We start from the raw sequence: 18,340 nt of genomic DNA on the forward strand, positions 1-18,340 counted from the left end.
ACTCAGGCGTCGCCGCCCTCCTGCTTGACGCCCGACACCGCGGTGGGGTCGTCGATCCGGTAGTGGTCGAGCGCCTTCTGCACCGTCTCGCGACCGATCCGCCCCTCGGAGGCGAGCGTCGCGAGCGCCTGGCAGACGACCGACTCGGCGTCGATCTTGAAGAAGCGACGAGCCGCGGGGCGCGTGTCGGCGAAGCCGAACCCGTCGGCACCGAGGGCGGCGAAGCCCTGCGGCACCCAGCGGGCCAGCTGCTGGGGCACCGCGCGCATGTAGTCACTGACCGCGACGACCGGGCCGGTGGCCTCCCGCAGCTTGCCGGTGAGGTACGGCGTGCGCGGCTCCTCGAGCGGATGCATGAGGTTCCACTCCTCGGTGGCCAGCGCCTCGCGGGACAGCTCGTTCCACGAGGTGACCGACCAGAGGTCGGCGGCCACGCCCCAGTCGTCGGCCAGCAGCTGCTGGGCGCGCTGGATCCACGGCACGCCGACGCCGCTGGCGAGCAGCTGCACCCGAGGTGCGTCCTCGGGGAGGCCACCGGGCGCCTCCGCCAGCCGGTACAGGCCGCGCAGGAGCCCCTCGACGTCGAGGTCATCGGGCTGGGCCGGCATCGAGATCGGCTCGTTGTAGACGGTCAGGTAGTAGATGACGTCCTCGCCGTGCGGGTGCTCGTCGGAGACGCCGTACATCCGCCGCATGCCGTCCTGCACGATGTGGGCGACCTCGTAGGCGAATGCGGGGTCGTAGTGCACGACCGCCGGGTTGGTCAGCGCCAGCAGCGGGGAGTGGCCGTCCGCATGCTGGAGACCCTCGCCGGTCAACGTCGTCCGGCCCGCCGTCGCGCCGATCAGGAAGCCGCGGGCGAGCTGGTCGGCCATCGCCCAGATCGAGTCGGCGGTGCGCTGGAACCCGAACATCGAGTAGAAGATGTAGAACGGGATCATCGGCTCGCCGTGCGTGGAGTACGACGATCCGGCGGCGGTCGCCGACGCGACGCAGCCCGCCTCGGAGATGCCCTCGTGCAGCATCTGCCCCTGCGGCGACTCCTTCCACGCGAGCAGCAGCTTGCGGTCGACAGACTCGTAGAGCTGGCCGGCCGGGTTGTAGATCTTGGCCGAGCTGAACATCGAGTCCATGCCGAAGGTGCGGTACTCGTCGGGCGCGATCGGCACGATCCGCCTGCCGATCTCGGGATCCTTCATCAGGTCCTTGAGCAGCCGGACGAACGCCATCGTGGTGGCGATCTTCTGCTTGCCCGAGCCCTGCTTGAGCTCGTCGTACGTCGTGTCGCCCGGCAGCGTGACCGACACCGGGTTCACCCGCCGCATGGGGACGCCGCCACCGAGCGCCTTGCGCCGGTCGCGGAGATACTCGAGCACCTCCGAGCCCTCGCCCGGGTGGTAGAACGGCGCCGAGCCGTCGAACTCGTAGTGCTCGTCGATCTCCTGGTCGGAGATCGGCAGCTCGAGCCGGTCCCGGAACGCCTTCAGCGTCGGGGCGTTGAGCTTCTTCATCTGGTGGGTGGCGTTCTTGCCCTCGAGGGCGTCGATCGTCCAGCCCTTGACGGTGTGGGCCAGGATCACGGTCGGCTGGCCGACGTGCTTGGCCGCCGCGTCGAAGGCGGCGTACACCTTGCGGTAGTCGTGCCCGCCGCGCGGCAGCAGCTCGATCTCGGTGTCGGACATCCCCTCGACCATCTTGCGCAGCCGGGCGTCGGCCCCGAAGAAGTGCTCGCGGATGTAGGCGCCCGACTCCACCGAGTAGGTCTGGAACTGGCCGTCGGGGGTGCGGTTCATCTGGTTGACGAGGGCACCGTCCACGTCCTGGGCGAGCAGGGGGTCCCACTCGCGGCCCCAGACCACCTTGATCACGTTCCAGCCGGCTCCGCGGAAGTAGGACTCCAGCTCCTGGATGATCTTGCCGTCGCCGCGGACCGGGCCGTCGAGCTGCTGGAGGTTGCAGTTGATCACGAAGGTGAGGTTGTCGAGCTCCTCGCGCGCGGCCAGCCCGATCGCTCCCAGCGACTCGGGCTCGCCCATCTCGCCGTCACCGAGGAAGGCGTAGACCCGCTGGTCGCTGGTGTCCTTGATGCCGCGGTTATGGAGGTAGCGGTTGAACCGGGCCTGGTAGATCGAGTTGAGGGCGGCCAGCCCCATCGAGACCGTCGGGAACTCCCAGAAGTCCGGCATCAGCCGGGGGTGGGGGTACGACGACAGGCCCTGGCCCGGGCCGTGCTGGACCTCCTGGCGGAAGCGCATCAGCTGCTCCGCGCTGAGCCGCTTCATCAGGTACGCGCGGGCGTAGATGCCCGGCGAGGCGTGGCCCTGGATGAACAGCTGGTCGCCGCCGCCGGGGTGGTCCTTGCCGCGGAAGAAGTGGTTGTAGCCGACCTCGTAGAGGCTGGCGGCCGAGGCGTACGTCGCGATGTGACCGCCGACCTCGAGACCCTTGCGGTTGGCCGACGACACCATCACCGCGGCGTTCCACCGGATCAGCCGGCGGACCTTCTTCTCCAGCTGCTCGTCGCCGGGGAACCACGGCTCGCGCTGGGTCGGGATGGTGTTGATGAAGTCGGTGCTGCGCAGGGCCGGGACGCCCACCTGCTTCTCGCGCGCCCGCTCCAGCAGCCGCAGCATGATGTAGCGCGCGCGTTCGCGACCGTGGGTGGAGGTGAGGTCGTCGAAGGAGTCGAGCCACTCCCGGGTCTCTTCGGGGTCGATGTCGGGGAGCTGGGTCGGCAGCCCCTCGTGGATCACCGCCCGGACCGGGGTGGTCTCGGCCGAGCTCTCGTCGGGGGGAGATGTCTGACTCACCCTGTCATCGTCGCACGCGTCGTACGACGGGAAAATCTACCCACCGGTAGGCCCGTCCCTCGGAATGGGTTGCGCGGCGGCAGCGAGTCCGGTGGACTACGTTCACCACGTCGGGAGTGAGCCTCGCTCCTGCGCCGAAGTCTGGAGGAGTCCTGTGTGTCCCACCGCTGGTGGCGGTTCCACGAACGCTGAGCCCATGGTCGGGACGACACCCGGCGCTGCGGCGGGTCCCGCCGCGCGAATGGGCCTGACCGGCGGCATGGTGGTCCAGGAGCTCGGCTGGGACTCCGACTCCGACGACGAGCTGCGCGTCGCCATCGAGGACGCGATCGACTCCGACATGGTCGACGGCGACTACGGCAACGTCGTCGACGCCGTGGTGCTCTGGTGGCGCGACGAGGACGGCGACCTGGTCGACGGTCTGGTGGACTCCCTGACCGACCTCGTCGGCGGAGGCGCGATCTGGCTGCTCACGCCCAAGGTGGGACGGCCCAACTCGGTCGACCCCGCCGACATCACCGAGGCCGCACCCATCGCCGGCCTGGCACTCACGACGACCGCGGCGGTCAGCAAGGACTGGACCGCCACCCGGCTGGTCACGCCGAAGACCCCGGCGTGATCGGGCTGCCGATCCATCCCGTCGTCCGCCGAACCTGGGGCGCCGCCTCCTCGGTCGGGACCGGCGCCCGCGTCCTCGGCGGCGCCGGCATCATCCGGGCCTACCCGCCGTCGGTGCTGGCCGGCATCGGCAAGGTGCTCCGGACGTGGGGCACCGGCCCCGCCGGCGGCTTCATCGCGATGGCGCTGCGCGACCCCGACCGGGTCGGGCTGATCGACGAGCGCGGCTCGCTCACCTTCGACCAGATGCACCGGCGCACCAACGCGCTGGCCCGGGCGCTGGCCGAGCGCGGTGTGGGCGAGGGTGACAGCGTCGCGGTGATGTGCCGTAACCACCGCGGCTTCGTCGACGCGTGCGTGGCCACCGCCAAGCTCGGTGCCGACATCCTGCTGCTCAACACCGCCTTCGCCGGCCCGCAGCTGGCCGACGTGCTCGACCGCGAGGGTCCGACCGTGGTGATCCACGACGAGGAGTTCACCGACCTCCTCTCCGGCGCCACCATCGAGACCCGGATCCTGGGCTGGGTCGACGACGACTCCGGCGAGGAGTCCATGGAGGCGCTGATCCCGTCGTACGACGACAGCGACCTCGACCCGCCGGAGCGCCACGCGCGGATCGTGATCCTCACCTCCGGCACCACCGGGACGCCCAAGGGCGCGCCGCGCAGCGAGGCCGGCATCGGGGCTGCGGTCTCGCTGCTGTCACGCCTCCCGCTCAAGTACGGCTGGCGCACCCACATCGCGGCTCCGCTCTTCCACACCTGGGGCTTCGCCCACCTGGCGCTGTCGATGCTGCTCGGCTCGACCGTGGTGCTGCGCCGCAAGTTCGACCCCGAGGGCTGCCTGCAGGCCGTCGCCGACGAGCGCTGCGACTCGTTGGTCGTGATCCCGGTGATGCTCCAGCGGATCCTCAAGCTGCCTCAGCAGACCCTCGACAGCTACTCGCTGCCGACCCTGAAGGTGACCGCGGCGTCGGGCTCGTCGCTGGCCGGCGACCTGGCTCTGGAGTGGATGGACGACTTCGGCGACAACCTCTACAACATCTACGGCTCGACCGAGGTGGCCTACGCCTCGATCGCCACGCCCGAGGACCTGCGCGCCGCCCCGACCTCCGCCGGGAAGCCGCCCTGGGCGACGGTCGTGAAGATCCTCGACGAGCACGGCCACGAGGTGCCGCAGGGACAGCCGGGCCGGATCTTCGTCGGCAACGGCATGCTCTTCGAGGGCTACACGGGGGGCGAGACCAAGGAGGTCATCGACGGGCTGATGTCGTCGGGCGACGTCGGCCGCTTCGACGAGAACGGCCGCCTCTACGTCGAGGGCCGGGACGACGAGATGATCGTCTCCGGGGGAGAGAACGTCTTCCCCAAGGAGATCGAGGACTGCCTCTCGCGTCACGAGGGCGTCGTCGAGGTCGCCGCGATCGGCGTCGACGACGACAGCTTCGGCACTCGGCTGAAGGCGTTCGTGGTCGCCGGGGACCCCCGTCCGAGCGAGGACGAGCTCAAGGACTGGGTCAAGCAGAACCTCGCCCGCTACAAGGTCCCGCGCGAGATCGTCTTCCTCGATGAGCTCCCTCGCAACGCGACTGGCAAGATCTTGAAGCGTGAGCTCGCTGAACACGACTGAGTCCCGCCCCGCCGGCCCCGCGGTGGGGAGCCCGGCCCCCGACTTCTGCCTGCGCGACCAGTTCGGGCAGGACGTCCGGCTGTCGTCGTACGCCGGTCAGAAGTCGGTCGCCCTGGTGTTCTTCCCGTGGGCGTTCTCCAACGTCTGCACCGGCGAGATGGCCGGCATCCGGGACCGCCTGGCCGACTTCATGACCTTCGGCAGCGAGGTGCTGGCGATCTCGTGCGACCCGACGTTCTCGCTCCGGGTCTTCTCCGACGCCGACGGGCTGAACTTCCCGCTGCTCAGTGACTTCTGGCCGCACGGTGCGGTGGCCTCGGCGTACGGCGTCTTCGACGACGAGCGGGGAGTCGCGACGCGCTCGTCGTTCATCGTCGACAAGGCGGGGATCGTGCGCTGGTCGGTGCACAACCAGATGCCGGACGAGCGCGATCTCGACGAGCACGTGGCCCAGTTGCACCACCTGGACTAGACCAGTTGGGTCATTTTCAACCAAATCGTCACGCAGGTGTGGATCTGTCAGGCCCGGCTCGGTAGCATTCTTCTTGTTGAGCCGCTGGTGACCCGAGACGCCAGCGGCTCGACTCTATTTTCACCGCAGTGGCGTCGTCGCTTTCGCCCCGCCGTCCACGCTCCCGTAGTCTGTGCCCGCCTTTGTCAGGGCGCATAGCTCAGCTGGTAGAGCGCCTCCCTTACAAGGAGGATGTCAGGGGTTCGAGTCCCTTTGCGCCCACCGCCGGACGAGGTCCGGATCAGACGCCGGCCGCGGTCACGATCGCGTCGGTGAGGAACCCGGCGAGCAGCCCGAGCAGCACGCCGAGGTAGATCAGGTCCTTGCGGGTGCTCCGCCCGGCGATCGCCAGCAGCTGCACGATCACGTAGACGATCGAGCCCGCCGCGAGGGTCAGGAAGATCACCGACAGCGGCTCGCTGGTGAACGTGTGACCGATCGCGGTGCCGACGAAGGTCGGGCCACCGCCGATCGCCGCCAGCAGCAGCAGGAGGCCCCAGGTGGGGCGGGAGGCCGGGTCGGACTCGGTGTCGGCGGCCAGCGGCGCGACGATCCCGAAGCCCTCGGTCGCGTTGTGGAGGGCGAAGCCGATCACCAGCAGGGTGGCCAGCCCGATCTCGCTGCTCGCGGCGGCCTGGCCGATGGCGAGCCCCTCGGCGAAGTTGTGCAGCCCGATCCCGACCGCGATCAGCAGTGCCAGCTGCTTGCCCGACGACCAGCTGCTGATCCCCCGCGGGGCCAGCTCCTGGCTGGCCATCGCGCCCGGGCCGATCGACTGCCGGCTGCGGGCGCGGCGGACCGAGCGCCCCATCCAGGCTTCGTACTGCTGGAGGCCGAGCAGCCCGACCGTCAGGCCGACGGCGAACAGCACGCCGTACCCCAGCGCCGAGCCGAGGCCCGAGCCGGTGGCGTGGTGGGCGGCCAGGCTCGCGTCGATCGGCTCCCAGGCGGCCGAGAGCACGTCCCACACCAGGAACACCAGGATCCCGACGGCCAGGGCGTTCAGGGTGACGCGCAGGGCCTCGCTCGGCCGCCGCATGCGACCCAGCGGCATGCCGATCAGGATCGTCCCGCCCGCGATCAGGCCGAGGAGGAGAGTCTTGGCGATGCCCACGGTGGTGCCTGCCTTCGCTTCGGTGTCGGTGGCGACTTACTTAGGTAAGGCTAACCTCGTGTGGTGGTGGATGTCGAGTCGGGGCCGGTCGGCACGGCCGGTGTGGACGGCCGAGCTGCCCCCGTGGGCCGGCGGTCGTCGGACCGGAGATCGAGCCCGACGGGCGGCGTTGGCCGGCGACGGGGAGGCCTGCATTCGACCAACCATCGGCCAGCGTTTCAGGGCTAATCTGCGGGGCATGATCGTGCCGTTCAGCGTGATGGACTTCCTGTACCGCGCCGTGGCCGTGTACGGCGACCGCGTGGGCATCGTGGACGAGCCGGAGCAGCCGGCGGAGTCGCTCGGCGACGTGAGCTATGCCCGGGTCGCCGAGCTGGCCGCGGCGATGGCCGCCCGGCACGACCGGATGGGGCTCGAGGTGGGCGACCGGGTCGCCTTCGTCTCCCACAACAGTGCTCGCCTGTTCACGGCGTTCTTCGGGGTCTGTGGCTACGGCCGGGTGCTCGTGCCGGTGAACTTCCGGCTCTCCTTCGACGAGGTCCAGTACATCGTCGAGCACTCGGGCTCGCGGGTGGTCTACGTCGACCCCGAGCTGAAGGGCGCCCTCGCCGGGCTCCAGGCCGAGCACGTCTTCGTGCTCGGGGAGGACGACGACCTGTTCGCCGCCGGTGACGGCGACCGCGCCGAGCCACGGCTCTGGGAGCCGGACGAGAACGCCACGGCGACGATCAACTACACGTCGGGCACCACCGCTCGTCCCAAGGGCGTGCAGATCACCCACCGCAACATCTGGACCAACGCCCTGACCTTCGCCCTCCACGCCGGGGTCACCGACCGCGACGTCTACCTCCACACGCTGCCGATGTTCCACGCCAACGGCTGGGGCATGCCGTTCGCGATGACCGGCTGCGGGGTGACCCAGGTGGCACTGCGCAAGGTCGACGGGGGCGAGATCCTGCGCCGCGTGGAGAAGTACGGCGTCACTGTGATGTGCGCGGCCCCCGCGGTGGTGGCGGCGGTGCTCGAGGCGGCCCTCGACTGGGAGGGTGAGATCCCCGGTCGCGACCGGACCCGGATCATCGTGGCCGGCGCACCGCCGCCGACCCGGACCGTCGCCCGGGTCGAGGCGGAGCTGGGCTGGGAGTTCATCCAGATCTACGGGCTGACCGAGACCTCGCCCCTGCTGACGATCAACCGCAGCCGCTCGGAGTGGGACGACCTCGAGCCGGAGGAGCGCGCCCAGCGGCTGGTCCGGGCAGGGTCGCCCGCGATCGGGGTCACCCTCGACGTGGACGAGAACGGCGAGGTGCTGGCGCGCTCCAACGTGATCCTCGAGGGCTACTGGGCACAGCCGGAGGAGTCCGCGACGGCCCTGCGCGGCGGCTGGTTCCACACCGGCGACGGCGGCGTGATCGGGGACGACGGCTACCTGTCGATCCAGGACCGCAAGAAGGACGTGATCATCACCGGCGGCGAGAATGTCAGCTCGATCGAGGTCGAGGACGCCATCTTCAGCCATCCCGACGTCGCCGAGGTCGCCGTGATCGGCGTACCCGACGACAAGTGGGGCGAGACGATCAAGGCCCTCGTGGTCAAGGCCGAGGGCTCGGAGCTGACCGAGCAGGAGCTGATCGACTACGTGAAGTCCCGGCTCGCCCGCTACAAGGCCCCGTCGTCGGTCGAGTTCCGCGAGATGCTCGACCGGACCGCGACCGGCAAGCTCCAGAAGTTCAAGCTGCGTGCGCAGTACTGGGAGGGGCGCGACCGCCAGGTCAACTGACCCGCCGCTAGTCTCGCCGCATGCCCCGCCTGGCCGATGTCGTCGAGCTCGTGCACGGCTGGTACCCGCCCGGCACGGCAGCCGACTGGGACGCCGTGGGCCTGGCCGCGGGCGACCCGGAGGCCGTCGTACGACGGGTGGTGCTGGCCGTGGACCCGGTCCTGCCGGTGGCGCGTGAGGCGGCGGCCTGGGGCGCCGACCTGCTGCTCACCCACCATCCGCTGTTCCTGCGCGGCGTGCACGGTGTCTCCGAGACGACGCCCAAGGGGCGAACCCTGGCGGAGCTGACCAGGGCTGGCTGCGGGCTGCTGACCGCCCACACCAACGCCGACCACGGCAACCCCGGGGTCTCCGACGCGATCGCCCGGGCCTTCGGGGTGCGCGACGTCCGCCCGGTGGCGCCGACCGGGCCGGCTCTCGACAAGATCGTCGTCTACGTCCCCGACACCCATGCCGAGCAGGTCCGGGTCGCGATCGCGGAAGCAGGCGCCGGGCGGATCGGCGACTACGACTCGTGCTCCTGGACGATCGTCGGCGAAGGGCGGTTCCGACCGCTGCCGGGCGCGCACCCGGTGATCGGCACCGTCGGCGACCTCGAGCTGGTGGCGGAGGCGCGGGTGGAGGCGGTCCTGCCGCGCTCGCGTCGCACCGACGTGGTGCGCGCCATGCTCGACGTGCATCCCTATGAGGAGGTCGCCTACGACATCGTGGAGCTGGCCGACCCCGGCACCGCCGACACCGGAGCCGGCCGGATCGGTGACGTCGACCCGGTCCCGCTCGGTGACTTCGCAGCTCAGGTCGCCTCGGCGCTGCCGGCGACGGCGCGCGGGGTGCTGGTCGGCGGTGACCTCGACCGCGTCGTACGACGGGTGGCCGTCAACGGGGGAGCGGGTGACTCGCTCCTCCCGCAGGTGCTGGCCGGCGACGCCGACGTCTATGTGACCAGCGACCTGCGGCACCACCTGTCGAGCGAGTTCCTGGAGCAGGGCGGACCCGCTCTGGTCGACGTGTCGCACTGGGCCGCGGAGTGGACCTGGCTGCCCGAGCTGGCCACCAGACTGCAGGACGAGCTGGGGGATACGGTGGAGGTCCGGGTGAGCACCCTGTGCACCGACGTGTGGCAGGCCCGCAGGTGATCCCCGTGCCCACCCACCACCAGCCCAGCACGACCCCCCCAGAGGAGCCCGAGTGAAGGCCGACCCGTTCGCGCAGCTGAAGCTGCTCGACGTCCAGGAGCTCGACGCGCGCACCGACCTGCTGCGCCACCAGCTGCGGACCCTGCCCGAGCTCGCCGAGATCGACCAGCTGACCGCGGCGCGGCGCGACCTCGACGACCAGGCGCGCGACGCCCGGATCGCCGTGGACGACCTGACCGTCGAGCAGAAGAAGGTCGACGCCGACGTCGAGCAGGTGAAGACCCGTCGCGAGCGCGACCAGCAGCGCATGGACCAGGGCCTGGTCAGCAACCCCAAGGACCTCCAGCGGATGCAGCAGGAGATGGAGTCCCTGCAACGCCGGATCACCTCCCTGGAGGACGACGAGCTCGAGGTGATGGAGCGGCTCGAGGAGGCCCAGCGCACCCTCGACGAGCTCACCGCCCGGCTCACCGAGACCGATGCGCGGCTGGCGGTCCTGGCGGCTGCCCGCGACGAGAAGGCCGCCGCGCTGGAGGAGTCGCTCGGTGAGGTGGCCCGGCAGCGCGAGCCGATGGTGACCGACCTGCCCGGCGACCTGCTGGCGCTCTACGACCGGCTGCGCGAGGCCAAGGGCGGCGTGGGTGCCGCGATCCTGCGGGCCCGGCGCTGCGAGGGCTGCAACCTCGACATCGACAACGCGGAGCTCGCCCAGATCCGCTCGGCGCCCTCGGACACCGTGATCCGGTGCGAGGAGTGCAGCCGGATCCTGGTGCGCACCTCCGAGAGCGGCCTGTAGGCCTTGGCCGACATCGTCAGACGGGCCGTGCTCGAGGCCGACGGTGGCTCACGCGGCAACCCCGGCCCCGCGGCGTACGGCGCGCTGGTCAAGGACGCCGACACCGGCCGGGTGCTCGCCGAGGAGGGCACCGCCATCGGGGTGGCGAGCAACAACGTCGCCGAGTACCGCGGCCTGATCGCCGCCCTCCGCCTGGCCGCGGAGGTCGCGCCCGAGGCCGACGTCGAGGTCCGGATGGACTCCAAGCTCGTGGTCGAGCAGATGAGCGGTCGTTGGAAGATCAAGCACCCCGACATGCGGCCGCTGGCCATGGAGGCCAACCGCCTCGTCACGGCCCGGCCCGGTGCCACGTCGTACACCTGGGTGCCGCGCGCTCTCAACCAGCACGCCGACCGGCTGGCCAACGAGGCCCTGGACGGGCTGCGGTCGGGCGTCACGATCCACGACCCCGACCTCGTCGACGAGCCGGACTCGCTGCTCGAGGACCTCGAGAGCCCCGCCGGTGAGGTGGACAGCTCGACCGGCGGCAGCTTCCGGGGCTGGTCGCCACCCGGCGGACCCGTCACCACCCTGGTGCTGGTCCGGCACGGTGCGACCGTGCACACCGCGGCCAAGCGCTTCTCCGGCGGGCTGGCCAGCAGCAACCCGGGTCTCAGCGAGGAGGGTCGGGCGCAGGTGCGCGAGGTGGCCGACTGGCTGGCTCCCTTGGGCGCCGCGATCGAGGCCGTCGTGGCCTCCCCGGTCCGTCGTACCGTCGAGTCGGCGCAGATCCTCGCCGCCCGGCTCGACCTGCCGCTGGTCGAGGAGCCGGGCTTCGCCGAGATGGAGTTCGGCTCCTGGGACGGCCTGACCTTCGCCGAGGTGCAGGAGCGCCAGCCCGACGACCTCGCGGCCTGGCTCGGGTCCCTCGACATCTCCCCCGGTGGGGGAGGGGAGACCTTCCACGAGGTCGAGGCGCGGGTCCTGGCCGGCCTGGCGAGGGTCCTGGAGCGCTATGCCGGGAAGACCGTTGCGGTGGTCAGCCACGTGACCCCGATCAAGACCTTGGTCGCCCACGCGGTGGACGCGCCGCTGACGTCGTTGTTCCGGATGGAGCTGTCCACGGCGTCGGTGAGCGTGGTCTCGTTCCTGCGCAACGACGACGAGGGTCTGCGGGGGTCCCTGCGCCTCTACAACGCCCAGCCGCCCGGTGCCGGACAGATGCTCGACCCGCAGCGCTGGTGACCCTGGCTCCGGTCAGAGGTCGCTGACCACGACGTCGAGGGGCGTGCCGGCCTTCGAGGCCGGCCCGAGCTCGACCTGCCAGCCCAGCTCGGTCAGCAGACGGGCGAAGGCCGGCACCGTGCGCGCGTCGCGGCCGTCCTCGAGCAGGCTCCGCACGAGCCGACCCTTGGTGGCCTTGTTGAAGTGGCTGACGATCTGCCGGCTGCCGTCGACCTCGTGCAGCACCCGCACCGTGACCACCCGCGGCGCCAGGTCCGGCGTGGGGCGCCAGAAGGCGGCGTACGTCGAGGAGCGCAGGTCCACGACCAGCCCACGGCCGGCCTCCTCCCGGACCACCGGGTCCAGCACGCCGCGCCAGTGCGCGGCCACGCCCCCGAGGCCGGGCAGGCTGACCCCACCGCCGAGCCGGTACGGCGCGATCCGCTCGCCGAGCCGGACCAGCCCGTAGACGGAGGAGACGACGGCCAGCCGGGCCAGGGCCCGGCGATGAGCCGCGGCGTCGAGCGTCGCCAGGCCGAGGGCGTCGTAGAGCACCCCGGTGTAGATGCGCTCGGCCGGAGCCGTGGGCAGCTCGCGCAGCCGGGCGTTGCGTCGTACCTCGTCGGCCTGGGTCGGCCCCACCCCCAGGGTGGCGACGGCCAGGTCCAGGTCGCCGCCGCACAGCCGCTGGAGCGCATCGACGACCTCGCCACGGGGTACGACGAGACCGGCCGGCCAGCTCTCGGGGCGCAGCGGCACACCGCGTCGCGGCGCGGCCTTCCCCTCGCTCGGGGGGAGGAGGATCAGCACGCGCAAACACTAGGGTGGCGTCATGTCGTCGAGTCGAGTGGTCCGGGTCCACACCGGAGACGGAGTGGGCGCGCAGTCACTGCGGGACGGGATCGCGAAGATCCAGACCGAGCTGAAGGTGACCGCCGACTTCCCGGCCGAGGTGGAGGAGGCGGCCCGCCGCGCAGCTGCGAATCCCCGGCTGCCGGACCTCGACCGCACCGACCTGCCCTTCGTGACGATCGACCCCGAGGGGTCGATGGACCTCGACCAGGCGCTGTACCTCGAGCGCGACGGTGACGGTTACGTCGTGTACTACGCGATCGCGGACCTCGCGGCCTTCATCGAGGCGGGCGACCCTGTCGACGTCGCCGCCAACGAGCGCGGCGAGACGCTGTACGGCGCCGACTCCACCGTGCCGCTGCACCCGCGCGTGCTCTCCGAGCGTGCAGCCTCGCTGCTGCCCGACCAGGTCCGCCCGGCGCTGCTGTGGACGATCAAGGTCGACGACACCGGCGAGGGCACCGAGGTCAAGGTCGAGCGGGCCCGGGTGAGGTCGACCGCGAAGCTGGACTACCACGCCGTGCAGAAGGCCGTCGACGACGGTACGGCGTCGGAGTCGCTGCAGGCGCTCAAGGAGGTCGGCGAGCTGCGGCTCGAGCGCGAGGCCGCCCGCGGGGGCATCTCGCTGCCGCTGCCCGAGCAGGAGGTCGACGTCGACGGCGACCAGTGGCGGCTGGCCTTCCGCTCGCTGACGCCCGCCGAGAACTGGAACGCCCAGATCTCGCTGCTCACCGGGTTCGCCGCCGCGGCGATGATGGTCTACGCGCGGGTCGGGCTGCTGCGCACCCTGCCGCCTCCCGACCCCCGTGACGTGCAGCGGCTGCACCGCGTGGCCCGCGGCCTCCACATCGAGTGGCCGGCCGAGCAGCTCTATCCCGACTTCATCCGCAGCCTCGACCCCAGCCGGCCCAACGACGCCGCGATGGTCACCGCCTGCACCAGGCTGCTGCGCGGGAGTGGTTACGTCGGCTTCGACGGTGAGGTGCCGGCCGACCCGGTCCACGCCGCGCTGGCCTCGGAGTACGCCCACGTCACCGCGCCGCTGCGTCGACTCGGTGACCGCTACGCCGGGGAGATCTGTCTGGCGCTGTGCGCCGGCACGGACGTGCCGGGATGGGTGCTGGAGAAGCTGCACGTCGTACCCGAGACGATGAAGGAGTCGGGACGGCGCGCGCACCAGTACGAGTCGGCCGTCCTCGACCTGGTCGAGGCCGGGGTGCTGCAGCACCGGATCGGCGAGGACTTCGACGGCGTCGTGGTCGACCTCGACCAGCGCGACGACCACCGGGGCACCGTGATCATCCAGGAGCCGGCGATCGAGGCATGGGTGACCGCGCCGCAGACGCTCCCGCTGGGCACCGAGGTGCGGGTCCGGCTCGCCCAGGCCGATGTCGGGTCGCGGGCGGTCGGTTTCACGCTCGACCAGCCCGCTGCGGGGCGACCGCCCGGCTGATCGGCCACCGCAAGACCCGCGCCGACTAGTCCGGACTAGGCCCAATCGTGCATTTCACATGTCCGATCGGCCATCGGGCGGTGATTGCATATCCATACGACCGTCTGCACCAACTAGTGTCCGTAGAACGTCGTGCCACCCCCCCCAATTCACGGTGCGACGAGCGCCCCGCCCGGACCAGTCCGGGCGGGGCGCTCTCCTGTGTGGCCGCCAGGGCGGATGTCCGACTAGCCCGATCGGACTACGTCGTGCCGGCTCAGCCCACGCCCAGGGCGTCGAGGGCGGCCAGGTCGGCCGCGGTCAGCTCGAAGCCGGCGACGTCGGCGTTGCTCCGGATCCGGTCGGCCTGCCGCGACTTCGGGATCACCACGATGCCGTGCTGGAGGTGCCACCGGATGATCACCTGGGCCGGGGTGCGGTCGAGCCGGTCGGCGATCTCCACGATCGCCGGGTGGTCGAGGGTGCCGCCGCGCAGCGCGCTGTAGCCCTCGAGGACGACGCCCCGCGAGCGGTGCGCCTCGACCACGGCCGCGTCGTACAGCAGCGGGCTCCACTCGATCTGGTTCACCGCCGGGGCGACCCCGGTGGCCGACGTGATCTCGTCGATCAGGCCGGCGTCGAAGTTGCTGACCCCGATGTCACGGGCCAGCCCCTGCGTGCGCGCCTCGACGAACGACTGCCAGAGGTCGGCCATCGAGCCGTCGCCGGGCCAGTGGATGAGCCAGAGGTCGACGTGGTCGGTGCCGAGCAGGTCCAAGCTCTCGCGCAGGGTCGCGAGGGCGTCGGCACCCCGGTCGGGCGGGCACTTCGTGGTCACGAAGACCTCGTCGCGAGCCACGCCGCTGCGGGCCAGCCCGGCACCCACCTCGCCCTCGTTGCCGTACACGGTGGCGGTGTCGAGGTGCCGGTAGCCGGCCTCGAGCGCGACCGAGGTCGCGTCGGTGGCGTCGGCACCCTTGATCTGCCAGGTACCGAAGCCGAGCAGGGGCATCGAGGCGCCGGAAGGGAGGGTAGCCGCGTCGGTGGGGACGGGCGGAGTCGAGGAGGAGTTGCTCATGGCTCCACGATACGGGCGGTCACCCGAGCGGCCGTGGGCTGGCTCCGGCCATCGCCTTGGGGTCAATCACTGGTTTGAAGTCCCCGGCGACGGGGTACCGAGATCTGGCGTGGGGTGTTCTGCCGACAGGTATTGGGCCCGGCAGGGCACCCCATCCGCCTCCCGACGGGTGTGCCGGACCGCCGGTCGCTCGTGATCTAGTGAGAGTGCCGGGCCCCCGCGCCCGGAAGTGACGCTCCCGGGTGCGGGCCCAACACTCGCGGAGCGTCGCGTCCAGCCGCGTGTTCTCGTGGGTGGTCCCCGTGGCCGGTCTGTGTCATGGGGAGCGGCCCCACCGGGACTAGGGTCGCGGACCAAGAGCCCGGGAAGGTGTCGGGGGACTGACCGGGTCCCAGCGCCCCGCTCGTCGCAAGCCGTGCGGGGCGCGACCACGCCGAAGCGTGCGACCATCATGAAGTGAACGACTACCGTGTCGCGGCCTTTTCCAGCAGGCTCGGCCGTGACGTCGGCGAGGTACCTGAAGGCAAGCAACACGCCTACCTCGAGAACGCCAAGGTCACGGTCTGTGGCTTTGGCCTGGTCGGGATGCGACGGTTCAGCACACTTCGGTTCAGCCAGAGCCCACACGCAGCCAGGTGTCTCATGTGCGCCAGGATCGTCCGCGCCGGCGCGCGCTAGGCCAGCAAGCACACGACGACGCCTCGGCATCGCTGATCTACTCAACTCGTTCGATGCGCACTCACGTGCCGTTGACATGCCCGGCCAGGTGAGCTGTCAGTCGAGGCCGACGTCAACTTTGATCTCGAAGAAGCGGTTCAGACATCCGGCATGGGCGCCGAGCCACTGCGTCCCGCCGTCGGGTGCGTGCACGGTCAACTCGACGTAGTCCGTGCTTCGAGGGGGCAGGGATCTCCGCAGACTGCACAGGGAACCTCTGCGCGCCGCCACTCATGGGCTGGGGCATGTGGGCCGCCGTAACCTGGCGGGTCCGGTGTGGTGGATCAGTCAGTGGAGGGTATCCGGAAGCGACCGCTCATGCCGCTGTCCGGTCGCACGCAGATGCCGATCAGCGGATGGGCGTGTCAGAGCTGGCCGGAGCCCTGCTACCGGTCGGGGCTGAACGACACCAGAGGTGCGTTGCGGCAACAGGTTGGGACCTCGATTCCCGGCAAGGGTTGGGGCCCCTCGTAATCAGCCCCGCCTCCCGCGAGGTAGTCACCTTGCTTGACATCACCTAGGCCCGGCACGTCTATGGCGAGTGGTTTGGTGGAGACCCACTCAGTTCCGTTGGGCCAGATGACGATCGCAACCTTGTCATCGCCAAGGTCCAACCCGACGCAGTCACCGACCATCACCAGCCTGCTGGCGGTGAAACCGACGCCAGCCTCGCTGATTTCCTTCGGGGCGACGAGTAGAAAGTGACCGTCCTTCTCAGTGACGCCCCCTCGATTCCCGCACGAGGTCAGGGCGGCCAGCAGCAACGCCGTCGCTCCGACAGCCCGCAAACGCGTCATGGCTCAGTGTTGCCCAAACATCCGCTCATGCCGCTGTCCGTATGCGCTCATGCCGATGAGCGGGCGTCGGCGTTGGCCGATTCGCCGCAGCGGCCGGGGGCGGCTTCTGGGTGGGTTGAACGGGGGTCAGAGGCTCTCACTGCTCATTCGACTGCGACACCCGGGAAGGCGGATACGTTGAACCGTCTACAAGGGCCCGCTTGCCCAAGGGTGCGGTGAGATGCAGATCGACGTTGACAGGCCGACTGCCAACGCAATCTTGCATCCCTTGGGGCGCCGTAGCCGTCCAGTAGACGGTCACAGTTGTGCGCGTCTCTCGTACCTTTGGCGTGTGCAGGAAGGGGCGCGGATCGCGTCCACTTGAGCACTCCTGCTCGGTCACCCCTACCTTCGGGTTGGTTGTGTTGCGATCGAGACCTCCATCCGGAGAGGTCACCGCGACCCACTCATCACCGCTAGGCAGTACGGGCGCCAGGTGACACTCACCGCCGCCCACCCAGTTCCAAGCTCCCTCGTGACCCTGGATCTCAAAGAAGGTCGCTCCCTTAGCGGGACCTTCCTCTGTCCAACGTCCCAAGCCCAGGGTGTAGGTGTCGCCGTCGACGCGAAGCACGCGCCAACGAGTTGCAGTTGCGCCGTTCTTCAAGAACGACATCGACAGTTCGCTGTTGTGCTTCGGGTTGGCCAGCAGGCTCGTGAAAGCATCTGTCACCTGCGCCTGGGTTAAGACGCCGGGGATCCCGTCCGGCATCACCGCAGCGGGCCACCCCTGGGTGCCGGCACAGCCGACCTGCACCACGCCGCTCTGAGCAACGTCCCTTTGATATGTCGACCCCGTCTGCTCCGCTGCGGGGGACTTGGAGGTTGTGCTCGAGCCGCAACCAACCATCACGGGGACTAGGCCGATCAGCATCAGCCCTTGGCGCCTGCCCCGTCGATCCACGTCTCGAGTATTGAGCCTTCACTGGCCCGTGTCGGCGTGATCAGCAGATCGTGAGCAACCTGAGATGTGCGAACACCAAGACCGAGTGATCTCTCGCTCGTACCAACGTCCTCTTATGCCGCTGTCCGCGCGCGCTCATGGCGATGAGCGGGCGGTGTCAGATCATCCATGGCCAGTCGAGAGCCGGACCTCGCCTCCGAGGCTCTCTGGATCGATAGGCAGTCGGTGCCGTGCTCACACTTCATCAACCAGCGCTCTCCGAGCGCACGAGGCCTTGTCTGCTACCCAGTCCCGAGAAGGGCTTGGACTGGCCATCTTCGGTGAACCACCAGACCACGACGTGATGACCGTCGTAGATTCAGGTTGTGCGGGTGTAGGTGGCCTCGTGTGCTGACGCTCCAGCCACTTCGTGGCATCCGATCGCTCTTGCGAGAGCCTGTGCGGAGTTGTAGGGACGACTGGTGTTGCCGCAGGCAACCAGGGCCGAGCACACCGCTAGAGCGGCAGCCCTCCGGATGATCCTCACGGTTGAGTGTGTGGCGTCCAGGCCCGGACATCCAGCGATGTGGCCCGATCGCAACATCCGGATATGCCGCTGTCCGTGCGCGCTCATGCCGATACGGGCGCTGGAGCTTGAGAGCGACCTGAGGGCTCGCGATGAGAGCGCTAAGAATGCTCCGCCCACGCGCCCATTACCTCAATTCAGTGAGGGGTAGCCGGGTCACGCCGGAGTAGAACGGCATCCGACGAGCGCTCGCCAGTTCCTCTCGGAGTACTACAGCGCTCGGTGGATTGAGCGGGTTTTCGATGTGAGCCGGGTTCGGCGGAATGAACGCTGCACGGGGAAGTGAGATGCCATGGGGAGTTTGAATCTGCCGAGCCGCAAACTCTGTCTCCAGCTCATCGGCGCGGCTGTCACCCTCG

Annotated in this window: 15 protein-coding genes and 1 tRNA gene; 10 read left to right on the top strand and 6 right to left on the bottom strand. The window is 70.0% G+C overall.

From position 1 onward, the window contains the following. Positions 1-2 precede the first annotated feature (2 nt). Complete coding sequence (gene aceE / locus E3N83_RS02885) at positions 3-2,810, bottom strand: pyruvate dehydrogenase (acetyl-transferring), homodimeric type (RefSeq protein WP_151081891.1); 2,808 nt, start codon at positions 2,808-2,810, stop codon at positions 3-5. A gap of 196 nt (positions 2,811-3,006) precedes the next feature. Here aceE and E3N83_RS02890 point away from each other — a divergent pair, with 196 nt between their 5' ends. The 4 genes from E3N83_RS02890 to E3N83_RS02905 all read left to right on the top strand — a co-directional run bounded on the left by E3N83_RS02890 (position 3,007) and on the right by E3N83_RS02905 (position 5,790). Then, positions 3,007-3,429, top strand: a complete 423-nt coding sequence (locus E3N83_RS02890) for a DUF3052 domain-containing protein (RefSeq protein ID WP_151081892.1) — start codon at positions 3,007-3,009, stop codon at positions 3,427-3,429. Further along, the gene (locus E3N83_RS02895; protein ID WP_238343038.1) at positions 3,426-5,057 is read left to right on the top strand and encodes an AMP-binding protein; all 1,632 of its coding nucleotides are present in this window, start codon (positions 3,426-3,428) and stop codon (positions 5,055-5,057) included. The genes E3N83_RS02890 and E3N83_RS02895 overlap by 4 nt, the downstream gene beginning before the upstream one ends. Beyond that, positions 5,035-5,529 carry a peroxiredoxin gene (locus E3N83_RS02900; RefSeq protein ID WP_238343039.1) on the top strand — a complete coding sequence of 165 codons (495 nt, stop codon included), beginning with the start codon at positions 5,035-5,037 and terminating at the stop codon, positions 5,527-5,529. Before E3N83_RS02895 ends, E3N83_RS02900 begins: the two co-directional genes overlap by 23 nt. A gap of 188 nt (positions 5,530-5,717) precedes the next feature. Continuing rightward, a tRNA-Val gene (locus tag E3N83_RS02905) sits at positions 5,718-5,790 on the top strand. Between the two features lie 19 nt (positions 5,791-5,809). Here E3N83_RS02905 and E3N83_RS02910 read toward each other — a convergent pair. Beyond that, complete coding sequence (locus tag E3N83_RS02910) at positions 5,810-6,682, bottom strand: ZIP family metal transporter (RefSeq protein ID WP_151081893.1); 873 nt, start codon at positions 6,680-6,682, stop codon at positions 5,810-5,812. A 238-nt stretch (positions 6,683-6,920) separates the two neighbouring features. Here E3N83_RS02910 and E3N83_RS02915 point away from each other — a divergent pair, with 238 nt between their 5' ends. Genes E3N83_RS02915 through E3N83_RS02930 form a run of 4 tightly spaced genes read left to right on the top strand, consistent with a single transcriptional unit; the run spans position 6,921 to position 11,618 of the window. Further along, positions 6,921-8,462: an AMP-binding protein gene (locus tag E3N83_RS02915; protein WP_151081894.1), complete on the top strand. Its 1,542-nt coding sequence runs from the start codon at positions 6,921-6,923 to the stop codon at positions 8,460-8,462. 20 nt (positions 8,463-8,482) lie between these two features. Further along, positions 8,483-9,598, top strand: coding sequence for a Nif3-like dinuclear metal center hexameric protein (locus E3N83_RS02920; RefSeq protein ID WP_151081895.1), 1,116 nt, complete (start codon positions 8,483-8,485; stop codon positions 9,596-9,598). Between the two features lie 52 nt (positions 9,599-9,650). Further along, complete coding sequence (locus E3N83_RS02925) at positions 9,651-10,394, top strand: zinc ribbon domain-containing protein (RefSeq protein ID WP_191907921.1); 744 nt, start codon at positions 9,651-9,653, stop codon at positions 10,392-10,394. 3 nt (positions 10,395-10,397) lie between these two features. Next, complete coding sequence (locus E3N83_RS02930) at positions 10,398-11,618, top strand: bifunctional RNase H/acid phosphatase (RefSeq protein ID WP_238343040.1); 1,221 nt, start codon at positions 10,398-10,400, stop codon at positions 11,616-11,618. Positions 11,619-11,630: 12 nt separating this feature from the next. Here E3N83_RS02930 and E3N83_RS02935 read toward each other — a convergent pair whose 3' ends face one another. Further along, on the bottom strand, positions 11,631-12,407 hold the full coding sequence (locus tag E3N83_RS02935) for a YaaA family protein (RefSeq protein WP_151081896.1): 777 nt from the start codon (positions 12,405-12,407) through the stop codon (positions 11,631-11,633). A 22-nt stretch (positions 12,408-12,429) separates the two neighbouring features. On the opposite strand from E3N83_RS02935, the gene E3N83_RS02940 reads away from it, so the two are divergent. Then, entirely contained in the window at positions 12,430-13,902 is a 1,473-nt protein-coding gene (locus E3N83_RS02940) for an RNB domain-containing ribonuclease (protein WP_151081897.1), read from the top strand. Positions 13,903-14,158: 256 nt separating this feature from the next. Here E3N83_RS02940 and E3N83_RS02945 read toward each other — a convergent pair whose 3' ends face one another. Then, the gene (locus E3N83_RS02945) at positions 14,159-14,959 is read right to left on the bottom strand and encodes an aldo/keto reductase (RefSeq protein ID WP_202879306.1); all 801 of its coding nucleotides are present in this window, start codon (positions 14,957-14,959) and stop codon (positions 14,159-14,161) included. A 456-nt stretch (positions 14,960-15,415) separates the two neighbouring features. Here E3N83_RS02945 and E3N83_RS02950 point away from each other — a divergent pair, with 456 nt between their 5' ends. Next, on the top strand, positions 15,416-15,637 hold the full coding sequence (locus E3N83_RS02950; protein WP_151081898.1) for a hypothetical protein: 222 nt from the start codon (positions 15,416-15,418) through the stop codon (positions 15,635-15,637). 425 nt (positions 15,638-16,062) lie between these two features. Here E3N83_RS02950 and E3N83_RS19900 read toward each other — a convergent pair whose 3' ends face one another. Together E3N83_RS19900 and E3N83_RS02960 are read right to left on the bottom strand one after the other, a co-directional pair. Further along, positions 16,063-16,473: a hypothetical protein gene (locus E3N83_RS19900; protein WP_151081899.1), complete on the bottom strand. Its 411-nt coding sequence runs from the start codon at positions 16,471-16,473 to the stop codon at positions 16,063-16,065. 136 nt (positions 16,474-16,609) lie between these two features. After that, positions 16,610-17,272 carry a hypothetical protein gene (locus E3N83_RS02960; protein ID WP_151081900.1) on the bottom strand — a complete coding sequence of 221 codons (663 nt, stop codon included), beginning with the start codon at positions 17,270-17,272 and terminating at the stop codon, positions 16,610-16,612. Between the last annotated feature and the right edge of the window lie 1,068 nt (positions 17,273-18,340).

The sequence above is a fragment of the Nocardioides cynanchi genome (genome assembly GCF_008761635.1).
GTDB lineage: Bacteria > Actinomycetota > Actinomycetes > Propionibacteriales > Nocardioidaceae > Nocardioides > Nocardioides cynanchi.

Coding starts and splice junctions, on each gene's coding strand:
- E3N83_RS02890 (WP_151081892.1), top strand. CDS start 3,007: ATGGTCGGGACGACACCCGGCGCTGCGGCGGGTCCCGCCGCGCGAATG.
- E3N83_RS02915 (WP_151081894.1), top strand. CDS start 6,921: ATGATCGTGCCGTTCAGCGTGATGGACTTCCTGTACCGCGCCGTGGCC.
- E3N83_RS02920 (WP_151081895.1), top strand. CDS start 8,483: ATGCCCCGCCTGGCCGATGTCGTCGAGCTCGTGCACGGCTGGTACCCG.
- E3N83_RS02940 (WP_151081897.1), top strand. CDS start 12,430: ATGTCGTCGAGTCGAGTGGTCCGGGTCCACACCGGAGACGGAGTGGGC.
- E3N83_RS02945 (WP_202879306.1), bottom strand. CDS start 14,959: ATGAGCAACTCCTCCTCGACTCCGCCCGTCCCCACCGACGCGGCTACC.
- E3N83_RS19900 (WP_151081899.1), bottom strand. CDS start 16,473: ATGACGCGTTTGCGGGCTGTCGGAGCGACGGCGTTGCTGCTGGCCGCC.